Source organism: Streptomyces odontomachicola, from assembly GCF_039605595.1.
Lineage (GTDB): Bacteria > Actinomycetota > Actinomycetes > Streptomycetales > Streptomycetaceae > Streptomyces.
In genome coordinates, this window is the sequence record NZ_JBCFOK010000005.1 from 52,986 (window position 1) to 69,330 (window position 16,345).

General features: G+C 73.8%; 8 protein-coding genes. 5 read left to right on the forward strand and 3 right to left on the reverse strand.

Annotation, left to right across the window (positions count from 1 at the left end; all coding sequences use genetic code 11):
- Positions 1 to 143 precede the first annotated feature (143 nt).
- The 5 genes from leuS (at position 144) to ABEE00_RS35805 (ending at position 11,302) form a co-directional block, all read left to right on the forward strand.
- Positions 144 to 3,047 (forward strand): leucine--tRNA ligase, encoded by a 2,904-nt coding sequence (leuS, locus tag ABEE00_RS10310; RefSeq protein ID WP_345745034.1) that lies wholly within the window; start codon positions 144 to 146, stop codon positions 3,045 to 3,047.
- 286 nt (positions 3,048 to 3,333) lie between these two features.
- Complete coding sequence (locus tag ABEE00_RS10315; RefSeq protein WP_345745035.1) at positions 3,334 to 4,149, forward strand: hypothetical protein; 816 nt, start codon at positions 3,334 to 3,336, stop codon at positions 4,147 to 4,149.
- A gap of 21 nt (positions 4,150 to 4,170) precedes the next feature.
- Positions 4,171 to 5,016 (forward strand): DegV family protein, encoded by an 846-nt coding sequence (locus ABEE00_RS10320; protein ID WP_345745036.1) that lies wholly within the window; start codon positions 4,171 to 4,173, stop codon positions 5,014 to 5,016.
- Between the two features lie 956 nt (positions 5,017 to 5,972).
- Entirely contained in the window at positions 5,973 to 6,755 is a 783-nt protein-coding gene (locus tag ABEE00_RS10325; protein WP_345745037.1) for a ComEA family DNA-binding protein, read from the forward strand.
- Complete coding sequence (locus ABEE00_RS35805) at positions 6,752 to 11,302, forward strand: ComEC/Rec2 family competence protein (RefSeq protein WP_451918538.1); 4,551 nt, start codon at positions 6,752 to 6,754, stop codon at positions 11,300 to 11,302. Before ABEE00_RS10325 ends, ABEE00_RS35805 begins: the two co-directional genes overlap by 4 nt.
- Before the next feature lie 1,282 nt (positions 11,303 to 12,584).
- Here ABEE00_RS35805 and ABEE00_RS10340 read toward each other — a convergent pair.
- The 3 genes from ABEE00_RS10340 to ABEE00_RS10350 form a co-directional block, all read right to left on the reverse strand.
- Positions 12,585 to 14,171, reverse strand: a complete 1,587-nt coding sequence (locus ABEE00_RS10340; RefSeq protein WP_451918539.1) for a DUF4331 domain-containing protein — start codon at positions 14,169 to 14,171, stop codon at positions 12,585 to 12,587.
- Positions 14,172 to 14,351: 180 nt separating this feature from the next.
- Positions 14,352 to 15,863 (reverse strand): PstS family phosphate ABC transporter substrate-binding protein, encoded by a 1,512-nt coding sequence (locus tag ABEE00_RS10345; RefSeq protein ID WP_345745040.1) that lies wholly within the window; start codon positions 15,861 to 15,863, stop codon positions 14,352 to 14,354.
- A gap of 216 nt (positions 15,864 to 16,079) precedes the next feature.
- A complete protein-coding gene (locus ABEE00_RS10350; protein ID WP_345745041.1) occupies positions 16,080 to 16,334 on the reverse strand; it encodes a hypothetical protein in 255 nt (84 codons plus the stop codon).
- Positions 16,335 to 16,345 lie beyond the last annotated feature (11 nt).

Below are 16,345 nucleotides of genomic sequence, written 5' to 3' on the forward strand. Positions count from 1 at the left end.
TTCTGCTTAGCGGGCCGCGCTGATCAGTCCCCGGCTCCCGAAGAGACCATCCCCGGAGCCGGGAATCGGCGCGGCGTCCCCTCCTGTGCGAGGGGATTTTTCATTTCCCGCCCGGCAGAGACGACCGATGGAGCTTTGAGGACATGAGCCAGACGACGACCGCCGCCGAGAGCGCGGCACCCCATCGCTACACGGCGGCCCTGGCCGCCGACATCGAGGCGCGCTGGCAGGACTTCTGGGACAAGCACGGCACCTTCGAGGCGCCGAACCCCGGCACCGGCGACCTGGCGGGCGACGCCGAACAGGTCGACCGGCCCAAGCAGTTCATCATGGACATGTTCCCGTACCCCTCCGGCGCCGGCCTGCACGTGGGCCACCCGCTGGGGTACATCGCCACCGACGCGTACGCCCGCTTCCAGCGGATGACCGGGTACAACGTTCTGCACACCCTGGGCTTCGACGCCTTCGGGCTGCCCGCCGAGCAGTACGCGGTGCAGACCGGCGCGCACCCGCGGGAGACCACGAACGCCAACATCGCCGGGATGAAGGCCCAGCTGCGCCGCCTGGGCCTGGGCCACGACCAGCGCCGCAGCTTCGCGACGATCGACCCGGACTACTACAAGTGGACCCAGTGGATCTTCGTCCAGATCTTCAACTCCTGGTACGACGCCGAGGCGAAGCGCGCGCGCCCGATCGACGAGCTGATCGCGCAGTTCGCCTCCGGTGAGCGGGAGACCCCCGAGGGCTGGGGCCCGTGGGCGGGGATGACCGAGCTGGAGCGCGCCGAGCTGCTGGGCCACTACCGCCTGGCGTACGCCTCGGACGCGCCGGTCAACTGGTGCCCCGGGCTGGGCACCGTGCTGGCGAACGAGGAGGTCACCGCCGAGGGCCGCTCCGAGCGCGGCAACTTCCCGGTCTTCAAGGCCAAGCTGCGCCAGTGGAACATGCGCATCACCGCGTACGCCGACCGGCTGCTGGAGGACCTGGACGCGCTGGACTGGCCCGAGGCCATCAAGCTGCAGCAGCGGAACTGGATCGGCCGCAGCGAGGGCGCCCGCATCGACTTCCCCGTCGACGGGGCGGACGAGAGCGGCAAGCAGCGCGCGATCGAGGTCTTCACCACCCGCCAGGACACCCTGTTCGGCGCGACGTACATGGTGCTGGCGCCCGAGCACCCGCTGGTCGACGCGATGGTGCCGGAGCAGTGGCCGGAGGGCACGCACGACGTGTGGACCGGGGGGCACGGCACGCCGGGCGAGGCCGTCGCCGCGTACCGCGCGCAGGCCGCCGCCAAGTCGGACGTCGAGCGGCAGGCCGAGGCCAAGGACAAGACCGGCGTCTTCACCGGCGCGTACGCGACCAACCCGGTCAGCGGCGAGGCCGTGCCGGTCTTCATCGCCGACTACGTGCTGATGGGCTACGGCACCGGCGCGATCATGGCCGTCCCGGCGCACGACCACCGCGACTTCGCCTTCGCGCGCGCCTTCGAGCTGCCGATGCGCTGCGTGGTCGAGCCGAGCGACGACCGCGGCCTGGACACCACGACCTGGGACGACGCCTTCGTCTCGTACGACGCGAAGATCGTCAACTCCACGAGCTCCGCGCACGGCGGCCTGGCGCTGGACGGCCTGGACGTGGCGGCCGCCAAGGAGCGCGCCTCGCAGTGGCTGGAGGAGCACGGCATCGGCGCCGGCACGGTCAACTACCGGCTGCGCGACTGGCTGTTCAGCCGCCAGCGGTACTGGGGCGAGCCCTTCCCGATCGTCTACGACGAGGAGGGCGTCGCGCACGCGCTGCCCGAGTCGATGCTGCCGCTGGAGCTGCCCGAGGTCGAGAACTACTCGCCGCGCACCTTCGACCCGGATGACGCCGACACCGAGCCGGAGACGCCGCTGTCGCGCAACGAGGACTGGGTGTACGTCGATCTGGACCTGGGCGACGGCAAGGGCACCCGGCGCTTCCGCCGGGAGACCAACACCATGCCGAACTGGGCGGGTTCGTGCTGGTACGAGCTGCGCTACCTGGACCCGCACAACGACCAGCAGCTGGTCGACCCCGAGGTCGAGCAGTACTGGATGGGCCCGCGGGACGGCCAGCGCTGCGGCGGCGTGGACCTGTACGTGGGCGGCGCCGAGCACGCGGTGCTGCACCTGCTGTACGCGCGCTTCTGGTCGAAGATCCTGTTCGACCTGGGCCACATCTCGTCCTGCGAGCCGTTCCACAAGCTGTACAACCAGGGCATGATCCAGGCGTACGTCTACCGCGACGCGCGCGGCATCGCCGTCCCCGCCGCCGAGGTGGAGGAGCGCGACGGCGCCTTCTACTACGAGGGCGAGAAGGTCTCCCGCGTCCTGGGCAAGATGGGCAAGTCCCTGAAGAACGCCGTGACTCCGGACGAGATCTGCGAGGAGTACGGCGCGGATACGCTGCGCCTGTACGAGATGGCGATGGGCCCCCTGGACGTCTCGCGGCCGTGGGACACCCGCGCCGTGGTCGGCCAGTACCGGCTGCTGCAGCGCCTGTGGCGGAACGTGGTGGACGAGTCGACCGGCGAGGTGTCCGTGGTGGACGCGGCGCCGGACGAGGACACGCTGCGCGCCCTGCACAAGGCCATCGACGGGGTGCGGCAGGACATGGCCGCGCTGCGCTTCAACACCGCCATCGCCAAGATGACGGAGCTGAACAACCACATCACCAAGCTGCGCGAGGTGCCGCGCTCGGTGGTCGAGCCGCTGCTGCTGATGATCGCGCCGCTGGCCCCGCACGTCGCCGAGGAGCTGTGGCGCAGGCTGGGCCACACCGAGACGGTGGTGCACGAGGACTTCCCGCACGCCGACCCGGCGTACGTGGTGGACGAGACCGTGACCTGCGTGGTCCAGGTGAAGGGCAAGGTCAAGGCCCGGCTGGAGGTCTCGCCCTCGATCGCCGACGCCGACCTGGAGCAGCAGGCGCTGGCCGACCCCGCGGTGGTCGCCGCGCTGGGCGACGCGGGCATCCGCAAGGTGATCGTGCGGGCGCCGAAGCTGGTGAACGTCGTGCCGGCGTGAGGCTGCCGGGCTGGTGAGTGAGAGTCCCCGAGGGCTGAGCCCTCGGGGATTTCTCGTGGGGTAATCCCTCTGGAGGGCGGTTTTCCGCCGGTTTTCCGGCGGCGTCCCCTAGGGGACATCTGGGGGTGCGGTCCGGGTCCCGAGGGAACCGCGGGGCGTCTCCGGCCGTTTACGCTGGGGTGGAGGGAGTCGGGAGCGGGGCTGTCGCGGAGGCCCGGCTCGAGGCTCGGAGCACGGTCCTGCGGGGCCGGGACGACGGTTCGGTCAACCGGTGAAGGAGCACGGCGTGGGAGAGGCGATCGCGGTGATTGCGCTGCTCATCGTGCTGTTCGTGGCGGCCGGCGTCTTCGTGACGGTGAAGGCCGTCCGCGCTCTCCAGCGCGGCGTGGAGCGCACCGGCACACAGGTGCGGCGGTCCGTCGAGGACACGACGCTGCGCGCCAAGAGCTACCAGCCAGGACCGGTCGGCGAGGTCGCGCGCACCCGCCTCGAGCTGCGCTCCTCCATAGACAACACCCGGCGCGCCCTGGAGGCGGGGGTCGCCTCCGACCCCTCGCTGCGAGAGGCGCTGGGACTGCTGGACCGGCTGCACGACCACGCCCGCCACCTGGATCGCGAGCTCGGCACGCTGATGGACCGCGAGCCGGACAAGGCGCGCATCGCACAGCGGCTGCCCGAGGCGCGGGAGCAGGTCGCCGGGATCAAGGAGTCCGCCGACTCCCTGCGGCACGCGGCCCAGGACCGCTCGCGGCAGTACGACCAGGAGGGCCTGGAGTCGCTGCGGCGCCAGATCGAGATCGAGTCGGGTGCGTTGCGGCACTGGGAGAGCGTGCGGGATTCGGGGTCGGGCGCGGGTGCGTCCGAGCCGCAGTCCTCCGGGGCTTCCGGAGTTTCCGGGTCTTCCGGGGCTTCCGGAGTGGACCGTGCCGCGGCGGAGCAGGCTGCCGCGCAGGGCTCGGGCGCCGAGCCCGGGGAGCGGGCCGAGGAGCGGCCCAAGTTGGAGAAGCCGCAGGAGCAGCAGTCGCCCTGGGGCTCGCAGCAGGCGGACCCGCGGGCTGGTTTCTCCCGCCTCGACAAGGGGCGTCCGCAGAGCGCACCGTGAGTCGGCGGTAGCCTCCTGTGCATGTCCCGCCATGTCGCGATCGTTACTGATTCCACGGCCTACTTGCCGCAGGCGGCGCTGCACCGGCACCGCATCGAGGCCGTGCCACTGACCGTGGTGCTCGGCGACCAGGCGCTGGAGGAGGGCAGCGAGATCTCGGCCCGTTCGCTGGCCGACGCGCTGCGCGAGCGCCGCCCCGTCACCACTTCGCGGCCCAGCCCGCAGACCTTCGCCGACGCCTATCGGGCCGCCGCCGGCGCGGGCGCCGAGGGCGTGGTGTCCCTCCACCTCTCGTCGGAGATCTCCGGTACGTACGACGCCGCGCTGGTGGCGGCGCGCGACGCACCCGTACCGGTGCGGGTGGTGGACACCGGGATGGTCGCCATGGCCCTGGGCTTCTGTGCGCTGGCGGCGGCCGAGGCCGCGGAGGCGGGCGGCTCCCTGGACGAGGCCGTCGCGGCGGCGGAGAAGCGCGCGGAGGGGACCTCCGCGTATTTCTATGTCGACACCCTCGACTATCTGCGCCGGGGCGGCCGCATCGGCGCGGCGCAGGCGCTCCTCGGTTCGGCACTGGCGGTGAAGCCGCTGCTGGAGCTGTCGGAGGGGCGGATCGGCATGCTGGAGAAGGTCCGCACGGCGGGCAAGGCGATAGCCCGCCTCGAGGAGCTCGTGATCGAGCGGGCGGGGAGCGCCGAGGTGGACATCGCCGTGCACCACCTTGCCGCCCCCGAACGGGCCGACCGCCTCGCCCTGGGCCTGCGCGAACGGGTGCCGGGACTGGCGGAGTTGCACGTCAGCGAGGTCGGCGCGGTCATCGGCGCGCATACGGGGCCGGGGCTGCTGGGGGCGGTGGTCTCGCCTCGGTGAGGGGTGGCTGCGCCTTTGTGCGTGTGGGTGTGTGGGCGTGTTTGGGCGTGGGTGCGTGCGTGCGCGGGTGACGGAGTTATCCACAACTCGTGAGTTGTCCACGGGAATTGAGCAAGATCAGTTAACGGGAGACGAGCTCCGTAGCGTCGGTCGGCATGAGCATTCGATCGGGTACGGAGCGTGCGGGGGACCGTCGTGGGGGCCGTGCGGGTGGGCGTCACGGGGGCATGCGGCGGGGTGCGGGGCGTGAGACCAAGCGGCGCGTGGGTCTTGGCGCGGGATGTGCGGATGGGGCGTCTTCGGGGGAGCGGGCTGCGGGGTTGCTTGCTGGGGCGGGCGGGGAGGTTGCGCCACGCGAAGGGAGCCTGCCGCGCGATGGGACAGCGTCGCGCGAAGGGGCCCTAGGTCGCGAGGGCGTCGGTCCGCGTGAGGGGTTCGTGCTGGATGAGGGCGTTCCGTCGCGTGATGGGGCTGCGCCACGTGGAGGGGGCCTGTCGCGCGAGGGGGTCGCGTCGGGCGGGGTCGTCGTGTCGCGTGAAGGGACCGTGCCGCGCGAAGGAGCCCTCGCTCGGGAGGGCGTCGTCCCCCGTGAGGGCTTCGCGCCGGATGAGGGCGTCATGCCGCGGGAAGAGGCGATCGCTGCTGCGTATGCGGCCGTTCGGGAGGGGCGGAGTCGGCGGCTTGCGCGGGAAGCGCGGGTTGTTCGGGAGGCTCGGGCCGTACGGGATGATCAGCAGGCTCGGGACGCTCGGGACGCTCGGGACGCTCGGGACGCTCGGGACGCTCGGGACGCTCGGGACGCTCGGGACGCGCGGGGCGCCCGGGGCGAGCGCGGCGGGAGCGCGGGGGAAGGGCCGAGTGAGGGCTCCGGGCCCGCCGCTCCCGAGCCGGAGCTGAAGCCGCCCGCGCGTAGCGAGCGGTGTAGCGAGCCGCGCGGCGCGGGCGCCCTCGCGTCGTTGCGGCCTCAGCAGGGCGGTGCGCTGGAGCGCTGGGCGTTGTGGCTGCGCATGCGGTTCGGGGTGGAGCCGCGCACCGTGCTGGCACTCGCGGTCGTGCTGCTGCTCGCCGTCGGCTTCGCGGTGCAGCACTTCTGGTCGGGACGGCCGCGCAGCGTGGCGGCTCCACGCGTGGCACCCGCCGCGCCCGTGGCGGAGGGCGGGCCCAAGTCCGGGCGGGGCGGGGCCCGTTCCAGCGCTGGGGGACCGGCCGGCGGGCTGCCGTCCCGGCGGGTGGTGGTGGATGTCGCAGGGAAGGTCAGGGAGCCAGGCGTGCACCGGCTCCCGTCCGGTTCGCGGGTCGAGGACGCGCTCGCCGCGGCGGGCGGCCCACGCAGCGGAGCCTCTTTGCGCGGCCTGAACCGTGCCCGGGTCCTGGTCGACGGCGAACAGATCGTGGTGGGGGCGCCACCAGGAGCGGGCGGCCCCGGAGCGGTGGTCCCTGGGGCCAGCGGTCCTGGAGCGAGTGCTCCGGGAGCGGCCGGTCTCGGAGCGGGCGGCCCCGCTGCGGGCGGGGCCGGAGGCCAGGCGGGTGCCGCCGGAGCGCCGGGCGGAAAGGTGAGCCTCGGCTCCGCGACGGCCGAACAGCTCGACGCGCTGCCGGGCGTGGGCCCCGTGCTGGCCCAGCGCATCATCGAGTACCGCACGCAGCACGGCGGCTTCGCCTCCGTGGAGGATCTCCACAAGGTGAACGGGATCGGGGAACGCCGGTTCGCCGACCTCAAACCGCAGGTCACGCCGTGAACGGCGGCCGCGCGGACGCGGATTGGGCCGTACGCGGCAGCAGCCGGAGCGTCCCGACCGAAGCGGCGGCGGCCCACGCGCGAGAGGATTACCGCTTCTCCCGCGAGACCGCCCCCGACCTGCGGCTGGTGCCCGTCGCGCTCGCGGTGTGGGCCGGCGCGGTGGCCGGGTTCTGTCTGGCGGGGTGGGGCGCGGCCGTGCTGGCCGGGGTGTCCGTCGCGGCCGCCGCGGTGTTGCTGGCCCCGAAGGCGTGGCGCCGTCAGTGCCGGTGCGTGACGGCGGCGGTGCTGCTGCTCGGGCTGGCCGCGGGAGGCGGGGCGGCGGCGTTACGGGCGGCCGAGGTGTTGCGCGGTCCGGTGCCACACCTGGCCAGGCAGTACGAGGACAGCACCGTCGAGTTGACGGTCACCAGTGACCCACGGCTCCTCCCTCCCAAGGTGCGGGGCAGCGAACGCACCCCGGGCACGGTCCTCTTCGAGGCCGAGGTCACCCGCGTGACCCCGCGCGGCATCGCGGCGGACGGCAACGGAGGGAGCGCCCAGGACGTCCGTACGCCGGTGCTGGTCATCCTCGAGCAGAGGAACGGCCCAGCGCGGAACGCCGAATGGCTGTCCCTCCTGCCGTCCACGGGGCTGCGGGCCCAGGCACGGTTCGCCACACCGGTCGGGAAGGGGCTGGGGAGGGCACCGGTCCAGGACATCGCGGCCGTACTGCGAGTCGGCGGCGACGAGCCGCCGCACATCGTCCGGGCTCCCTCGTTCCTCCAGCGCAACGCCGGGGCGCTGCGGTCGGGTCTGCGCAGGGCGGCCGACGGGCTGGGCCGGGACGCGCGCGGGCTCCTGCCGGGGCTGGTCGTCGGTGACACCTCCCGCCTGCCCGCCGACCTCGCCGAGGACTTCCGCACCACCGACATGGCGCACCTGACCGCCGTCAGCGGCAGCAACCTCACCATCGTCCTCGCCCTGCTGCTCGGCCCGCCGGGTACCGCGCAACGTGCCGAAAGGAGAGGGCTGGCACCCCTCTTGGGCCTCTCGCTGCGAGGAACCGCCACCTGGGGCGGCCTGCTCACCCTTGCCTTCGTGGCGGTGTGCCGCCCCGACCCCAGTGTGCTGCGGGCCGCGGCGTGCGGCGCGCTCACCCTGGTCGCGCTGGTCACCGGGCGGCGCAGATCACTGCTGCCCGCGCTGGCCGCCGCCGTGCTGCTGCTGGTGCTCCACGACCCGTGGCTGGCCGTCGACTTCGGGTTCCTGCTCTCCGTGCTGGCGACGGGTTCGCTGCTGACGGTCGCGCCGGGGTGGAGCGCGGCGCTGCGCCGCCGCGGCGTACCGGGCAGGCTCGCCGAGCCCCTCGCGGCCGCCTGCGCGGCGCAGGCCGTGTGCGCGCCGGTGGTCGCGGTGCTGGACGCGCACATGAGCCTGGTGGCCGTGCCGTGCAATCTGCTGGCCGAGTTCGCCGTGGCGCCGGCCACGGTGCTGGGCTTCGCCACGCTGGCCGCGGCTCCCTGGGCGATGCCGCTCGCCAAGGCGCTGGCGTGGACCGCGGGTTGGCCCACGAGCGGCGTGGCGGCCATCGCCCGCGCCGGAGCCGGCCTCCCCGGCGCCGACCTCGCATGGCCCGGCGGCTGGTGGGGCGGCCTGTCCCTCGCGGCGCTCACGGTCGTGGCCGTGCTGTGCGCCGTGCGGCTACGGGTGCCCAGGCGTCCCGTGCTGTGCGCGGTCCTGGGGTTGCTGCTGCTCCTGGCCGTGCTGCGCCCCGCGCCGCTGGTGCGGCCGCTGACCGGATGGCCTCCGGCGCACTGGCGGTTCGTGGCCTGCGATGTGGGACAGGGCGACGCGTTGGTGCTGGCCACGGGTGAGCCCGGCACCGCCGTCGTGGTCGACGCGGGCCCCGACGCCGAGAGCGTGGACCGCTGCCTGCGGACGCTCGGCGTGACCTCGGTGCAGATGGTGCTGCTGACGCATTTCCACGCCGATCACGTGACGGGGCTGCCCGGGGTGCTGCGGGGCCGGTCCGTCGGCGAGGTCGTCACCTCGCCCGTCGACGACCCTCCGGAGCAGGCCACATCCGTACGCGCTCTCGTCCGCCGCCACGGCATCCCGCTCACCGCGGCGCGGGCCGGAGAGCGGCGCCGCGCGGGCGAGTTGGCGTGGACGGTGCTGTGGCCGCCCGAGTCCGACACTCCTGCCCTGGCAGGGGAAGAGCCGGGCCAGGACACGGCCGGGAGGGCCGTCGAGGAGGGGGCCAACGACGCCAGTGTGACGCTGTACGTACGCGCGCCCGGGCTCACCCTGTTGCTGGCCGGGGATCTGGAACCGCCGTCGCAGCGGGGGCTGTTGTCGGCGTACCCGGCGTTGCCGCCCGCGGATGTGCTGAAGGTCGCGCACCATGGTTCGGCGCGGCAGGACGCGGGGTTGCTCGCCCGCGCCCGTCCTCGTCTCGCCTTGGTGAGTTGTGGTGCCGGAAACCCTTATGGGCACCCGGCGCCGAGTACGCTCCGGGCGCTGCGCGCCGCGGGTGCGGCGGTGGCCCGCACCGACCGGAACGGCGCCGTGGCCGTCACGGTCCCCGCCCCGGGAGCGGCCCCGGTCTTCGTGACGGAGAGGGGAGCGGCGGAGAGGCCGGGCGGCGCTCCTGGTCCCGATGCCGGTCCTGGAACCGAAACCGGTGGCGGCGCTGGTCCCCTCAACGGTCCGTTGCAGCCGAGCAGTTGGACCACGTCCCGGCGCGGGACCCGGCGTGGAGCCCGACGTCGCAAGCCCAACCCCCACGGCCCCGACCCCACGCCGTACCGCTCACGGCAATCTCGCGACCCCCTGAATCGCCAGGTAGGCGCCCAGCAGCACGACGAGTGCGGCCGTGGCGGCGGGGCCCCTCCTGTGCAGTACACCGAAGACGCGCTCGTGCCGGGGCATGGCGCCGGCCAGTCGTTTGCCGACCCGCCCCAGCAGCACCGCCACGACCACCAGGGTGAACGCCAGCCCCGCCCCGTAGGCCGTCACCAGCAGGAAGCCGAACCAAAGCTGCCCGAGCGCGCTGGACCCCACCAGCACCACCACGGCCGAGGGACTCGGCACCAGCCCGCCGGCGAAGCCCAGCAACAGGCCGTCCCGGGTGCCGTGTTGACGACCGTGGCCATGACCGTGGTCGTGCCGGTGGCCATGGCCCTCGCCGTGTCCGTGGTGGTGATGGCCGTGATGGTGGGGATGGCGTGTGCGCAGCGCGCGGCGGAGCAGCAGCCCGCCCGCCACGGCGACGACCACCCCGCTCAGCACGGTCAGCCACGGAAGCGCCACCGGCGTGATCTGCGAGCCGCCGAGTACGAGCGCGCCGAGCACCAGTACCCCTGCGGTGTGGGTCACCGTCACCGCGGCGCCGATCCGCAGTACCGCGCGGAGGGAGTTGCGGGTGCGGGTCGCCGCGTAGGCGGCCATCACGGTCTTGCCGTGGCCGGGGGCGAGCGCGTGGCCCGCGCCGAGTACGGCGGCGCCCGCCAGCGCGAGCAGCGCGAAGCCGAGGCTCAGCCGGTGACCGCCGATGAGCCCGGTGAACTTCTGGGTCAGCCCGTCGGCTCCGCGCCCCAACACCCCCGCCGGGTTGCCCTGTTCGGTGCCCCCGCCGGCGCCGGCCCTTGCATCGGGGCTGAGCGCCGGGCCGCCGGGGCGTACGGAGAAGGCGGCCGTGTGCTGGCGGCGCGGTGTGGAGAGGAGGCCGTCCGGATAGTGGGTGAGGCGGGCGGACGCGGAGTGTGCCGGGGGAGCGGTGGGGCCCAGCCGTACGCGGTCGCCGCGGGCGGTGATCTCGCGCCAGCCGGGACCCGCGGGTTCGCCGGCGCCCATGCCGGTCGTGATGCGCAGCGCGGAGGGCGTCGAAGGGAGGTGCGCGGTCAGTTCGCACTCCAGGCGCAGCGTGGCCAACCCGGCCTGGCCGGGGCGGCGTTGGGCGGCGGCGCGACCGTTCGTCGAGGTCACAGGCAGGACGCGCCCGTCGGCGTGGACCCGCGCGCGATGCGCCGCCCGTGCACAGGTGCCCCGCGCCCACGCGGCGAGCTCGGCACCGGAGCGCGCCTTCACCTGGGCCGCGGGGATCTCGGCCAGGTCCTCGACATGGTCGGAGCGCAGGAGGGCGGGGGAGAGGGTGATGCCGTCGTAGGAGTTCACGGTGAAGTTCCCGAGCGGATGCGCGGAGGCGGCAGGCGCCTGCGCGGTCCCGCACACCAAGGAGGCGATCAACACCAGCAACAGCACACAGCCACGCCGAGCCCAGCGGCGCCGCAACCACTCACGCCGCACCACGCCCCCGATCACCGGACGACCCCGTGCTGCCGGGCTCCACCCGGAGCCGCGCCCGGAGCCGCACCGGGAGTCGCCCCGGGAGCCGAGCCCCATGCCGCACCCGGCGACCCTTCACGCTCCAGCTCTCCCCGCGCCTGCGGGGAGAGCGCGGGGCTCAGGGCCAGCGCGGAGTGTGCGTGGGCGCGGGCCGGGCCCTCCTCGCCGAGGGAGTGCTCGATGCGGGAGCGGTGGTACAGGAACATCGCGTTCCTGTAGCCCCGTTCCGTGGCCGCGCGGATCAGCGGGAGCGCCGCGGTGTCCCTGTCGTTCCGGTGGAGCGCCCAGGCCAGGGCGTCGGCCGTGTGGACGGTGTGCCGCCGGTGCCACTCGGCGCGGGCGGCGCGCAGCGCCTCGCGGCGGTCCCCGTGGTCGGCGGCGGCCAGCGCGGTGTCCAGATCCGTGCTGACCCCGTTGGCGCGGGCGACCCTGACCCAGGCGCCGAGCAGTCCGTACTGCCGCTGCGCCGCGGCGGGCCGGCCGTTCGCCGCGTACAGCTCGCCGAGCAGGACGAGGTGTGCGGGCAGCGGTTGCCGGGCGACGACGGCGCGGATGTCCCGTATCGCGCCCGGCAGTTGGCCCTCGGCGGCGCGTACCTGGCCCCGCCCCAGCAGGGCCGGCAGGTTGCCGGGGTCGGCGCGCAGGGCTCGCGCGTAGTGGCGCAGGGCGGCGGCTGAGCGGCCCTCGGCGCGGTCGAGTTCGCCGAGCGCCGTGGAGGTCTGCGCCACGTCGGCGGGACTCTCGGCCGAGCGGGCGGCGACGGTCAGGGCCTCGCGGGCGGCGCCGCGTTCGCCGCGCAGCTCGCGTACGTAGGCGAGCCGGGAGAACGCGGGGATGCCGGGGCGCAGCGCGTCGGCGCGCAGGGCGGCGCGGTGGGCGGGCCCGTAGCGGCCGAGCTCGACCAGGGCGTCCACGCGGATGGCCAGGGCGAGTTCGCCGTACGGGTTCACGGCGAGGGAGCGGCGGGCCAGGCGCAGCGCGGACGGGAAGTCGTGCCGCGCGGCGGCGAGGGCCGCCCGGCCCGCCAGAGCCGCGTCGTTGCGGGCGGCGGGGCGCAGGGCGAGGGAACGGTCCAGGGCGCGTTCGGCCTGGGTGTAGAGGGTGGGGTCGGCGGTGCGGCGGGCCAGTTCGACGCGGCCCGCGCCGAGGGCGGCCCAGCCCGGGGCGTCCCGTGGCTGCTCGCGCAGATGGCGTACGAGGGAGGTGAGGTGCTGGTCGAGGCCGGTTCCCGCGGGTGGCACCGCGGCGGCGTAGGAGGACGTGCCGCCGCGCGCCGCCGGGGCCCCGGAGTCCCGGTCGGTGCCGGGTGTGCCGGGGACGGGCAGGCCGAGGGCCCAGGCCGTGAGGGTGAGCAGGACGGCCAGTGCGGTGGCGAGGAGCGCGCCGCGCACGGCGGTGCGCCCCGCCGTGCGCGAAGTGCCGGGATGTGGGGCGGCGGGCTTCCCCCTGGCCCGCCGCCCCTCGGCCCCCGTCCCCGAACGGAGGCTCCGGCGCCGGATGGTCATGGTGTTCCGCTGCCGCGACGGCGCCGCCACCAGACCAGTCCGGTGCCGGTGACCAGCAGTGCGGCGGCGCCGCCGCTCAGCACCGAGACGAGCAGCAGCTGACCGTCGTTGTCCTGCCCCTGCTTCTGCCGGGAGCCGGTCAGCGCCTCCCGGCCCCCGTTCAGGGCGGTGGCGCTGCTGCCCTTACTGGCACTCGTGTCCGCGCTCTTGTCTGCCCCCTTGCCCCCGGGCTTCGCCACCGGGCCGCGTGAGCCGGAGTGCGGGGAGGCGACGTACGGGAAGACGTCGTCGAAGCGCTTGTCGTTGGCGTTCACGGCGTCGCCCAGGTCGTTCTTCTGGCCGGCCAGTTCACCGGCCACGGCCTGGAGCGAGATGTCGACCGCGTCGTCGGTGAGGCGGCGGCCGTTGGGGTAGCCCGCGGTGTCGCCGTCCAGCGCGCCGAGCCGCTTGGGCTGCTGCGTGGGCTTGATGGAGGTGTTGAGCCGCAGAGCCTCGTAAGGGCGCCCGTTCTTGGGCTGGTTGAGGCCCGGAACGCCGGTGAGGAAGACCTGCTCCAGGTCCTTGCGCGGCGTCTTCGGCGCCTTGATCTTGTAGAACTTCTCCAGCAGCCGGGCCAGTTCGGGGTCCCTGACGTACGGGGCGAACTGCGCGTCCTTCCACGGCGTGGACGCGTTGAACCTGTCCTTGTCCTTCACCGGCACGACGACCTCGTTCACCAGCGGCGCGCCCAGTCGGGACACCTGCTTCCAGCCGTTGTCGGCGGTGCGCCGCTCGGTGGTGCTCCACACCCCGATCGTGGGCTTGTCGGGGCCGGCCGTGAGCTCCTTGGTGGGCACCTGGAGTGCCACGGTGTTGACGTTGTAGCCCTTGAGCGTGTCGTTCCCGACCTCCGACAGGTTGCCGCCGTACAGCAGGTCGAAGACCCTCAGGTCGAGGTAGAAGGGGTCGTCGGCCTGGCCCACGAACGACTTGCCCCCGGTGCCCAGCCGGCGCACGGCCTGCTGCTTGAGCTGGTCGTACTGCGGCATGGACGCCTTGCCCACGTTCGACGGCGCGATGGGCGCGTCGTTCGCGAGGGTGTCCGTGCGGGTGAGCCTGCCGTCGTCGAAGTGCAGAAGCTGCAGGTCGTACGTCTGCCGGTAGTTGAGGTTCGGGTCGTCGAGCGAGGTGACCGGGCCGGTGTTGTAGAGGAACGTGTCCCCGGAGCGGTAGCTCTCCTTGAAGGTCCAGCGGTAGATCAGCTCGGACTGGCCGTCCCCGGTGTTGTCGATGTGGATCTGGTAGCGCGCGTCCTTGGGGAACTTGTAGAAGTTCGGCCCGCCCGCCGCCTCGGCGAACGGCCACCAGTTGGCCTCCAGCGTGGTGGTGTCCGGCTTGTCCGGGCTGGTGAAGGCGTACACATCGGTGTTGTCGTACTCCGGCTGACCCGAGATCAGCGGCGCCTCGCGGTGGCTGGACGCGGTGGCCGGGGCGGGCCCGAGCGTGGCCGTCCCGGTGACCACCGAGGTGGCCACCAGCGCGATTCCCCCGGTCAGCAGCGCCCCGGCGCGGAGGCGGCCGGTCCGTACTGTCGACATCGCCATGTCCCTTGCGAAGGAGTCCGGCGTGCGGGCGCACACCGGTACCCCCTCTTCGCGCCGGGCACCGCGGCGGATTCCCCCGCCCCCGTACCGCCGACTAGTTGGCCGAAAACAGCCGCGGCGCGACCGGGCGCACCGCGCTCGCCGCCCGCCCCCGCAAGGGACTCGCCGCCCGCAGGGGATTCACCGCGCGCAGAGAGCCTGGTTCTCCGCGTACCCGCATGGCAGATGACCGTGGCGGCGTACGGCGGCGGTGCCGTTCCTCTGGGTCAGATATGTGAGGAACTGCGAGGTCAGCGAGGAGGGCGAAGGGCTGCGGTAGGTGTACGCGTACTCGGTCTCGCGGTACGGATACCGCCCGTCGCGCACCGCCTCCGGGGTCGCCGCGCGGTCGTCCAGCCGCAGCCGGCGCAGGCCCTGGGGCTTCGCCGTCGCGGCCTCCGCGTAGCCGATCGCGCCCGGCACGTCGGCGACCGTGCGCAGCACCTCCTGGGTGCTGCCCACCTCGCAGCGCACCGCCGGAGCCTCGTACTCCCTGCGTACGCAGTCGCGCGAGGACTGGGTCGGCTCGGCCCTGCGGTCCAGTATCCGGCGCTGGAACACCTCGCGGGTGCCGGACTCGAAGCCCCGGCTGACCAGCCGCACCGGTACGTCGTTGCCGTCCAGGTCCTTCCAGTTGCGCACCTTGCCCGCGTAGATCCGCCGCACTTGGGCCGTGCTCAGATTCCGCACCCCGGCGCGCTCGTTGACGACCATCGTGAACAGGGACGTCGCCACCCGTCGCTCCTGCAGTTCCGGATGGCCCGGGGGCTTGGGGCCGTCGGAGAAGGCGATGAGCGGGGGCGACTTCTCGGGGTCCGTCTGTTGCCCCTTCTCGACGAGCCCGCGCAGCCCCGTGCCGCTGCCCTGCGCGCGGACCGTGATGTGCGAGCCGGGGCACTCCTTCTCGTACGCGGCCGCCGCCTCCTTCAGCGCGGGCGCGAACGCGGTGGACCCGGTCACTTCAAGACGCCCCTTCGCGCAGCCCGCAGGCGTCGGCTGCGGGCCGCCCAGCGTGAGGACGAGGGGCTCGGCGACGAGCAGCAGCGACAGCAGGCCGATCAGCGCGAAGATCCGGTTGCTCGGACGCTGGAGGCGGCGGTTGCGCTTGACCGCGCCCTCCTCGATGCCGCCGCTCACCGTGACCGCGTCGCCGACGCCCGCGCCGGTGAGCAGCACCAGCAGCTTGTAGTGCTCGCCGCGGTTGAGCGGCACCTTCGGTACGTGGATGACCCCGCCCTCGTGGCGCAGTCCGCCCAGCGGGCCGAAGTGCGTCATCAAGTGGTCGGAACTGGGCTCGGTCACCGCCACACCGGTCACGGTGCGGCCCTCGAACGTCACGGTGAGGCCGGTGAGTTCGGGCGAGGTGTAGTCGTCGTAGCCGATCGCGCGCAGGCCGTCGTTCTCGATCCTGAGCAGCACGAGCGAGGCGTCCGACATCTCCGGGGCCTCGCCGAAGAGGCCGAGCCGCACGTCGGCCTGCCCGTTCTGCCGGTCGCCGCCGACCGGCGCGTCCATCTGCACCCGGTAGCCGATGCGCTTGTTGCCCGGCATCAGCCGCTCGTACGCCAGCACGCCCACGGTGGCGAGCACGCCGACGACGGCGCCGCCCACCGCTATGACGTTCTCGGCGTTCCACCAGTCCCAGCCACCCACGGCACCGACCCCCGTCGCATGCGTCCACGGACCTCCACGGACCGGTCAACGTAGGTCAGAAGAGGGCGAGTCGGGGCCGCGCCGAAGGGGTTTCACCCGTTGTTCGCCGGGAGTTGGCGGCGGGCGGCCGGCCCTGCCGAGGGGACCGCACGGGCCGCAGGCCCGCGAGCGCGAAGCCACTACGCGCTCACGGGGGCGCGGCCTCCGGCCTCGGGGCTACTCGCGCTCCAGCCACCCGTCGTACTTCTCGGCCAGCTCCGCCAGCGACTCCAGTTCCGCCGGGCCGAGGCGCGCCGGCGGGTCCTCCAGGACCAGCAGCCACTGCGCGTCCTCCGCGTCGTCCTCGCCGGCCAGCGCCTCCCGCACGGGGCGCGGCTCCTCCGGCAGCCCGAAGCCCTCCACCAGTTCCTCGGCCAGCTCCTCCGCCGCCTCGCGGTCCGGCAGCACCAGGATGTGTCGTACGTCAGTCACCGGGCCATTGT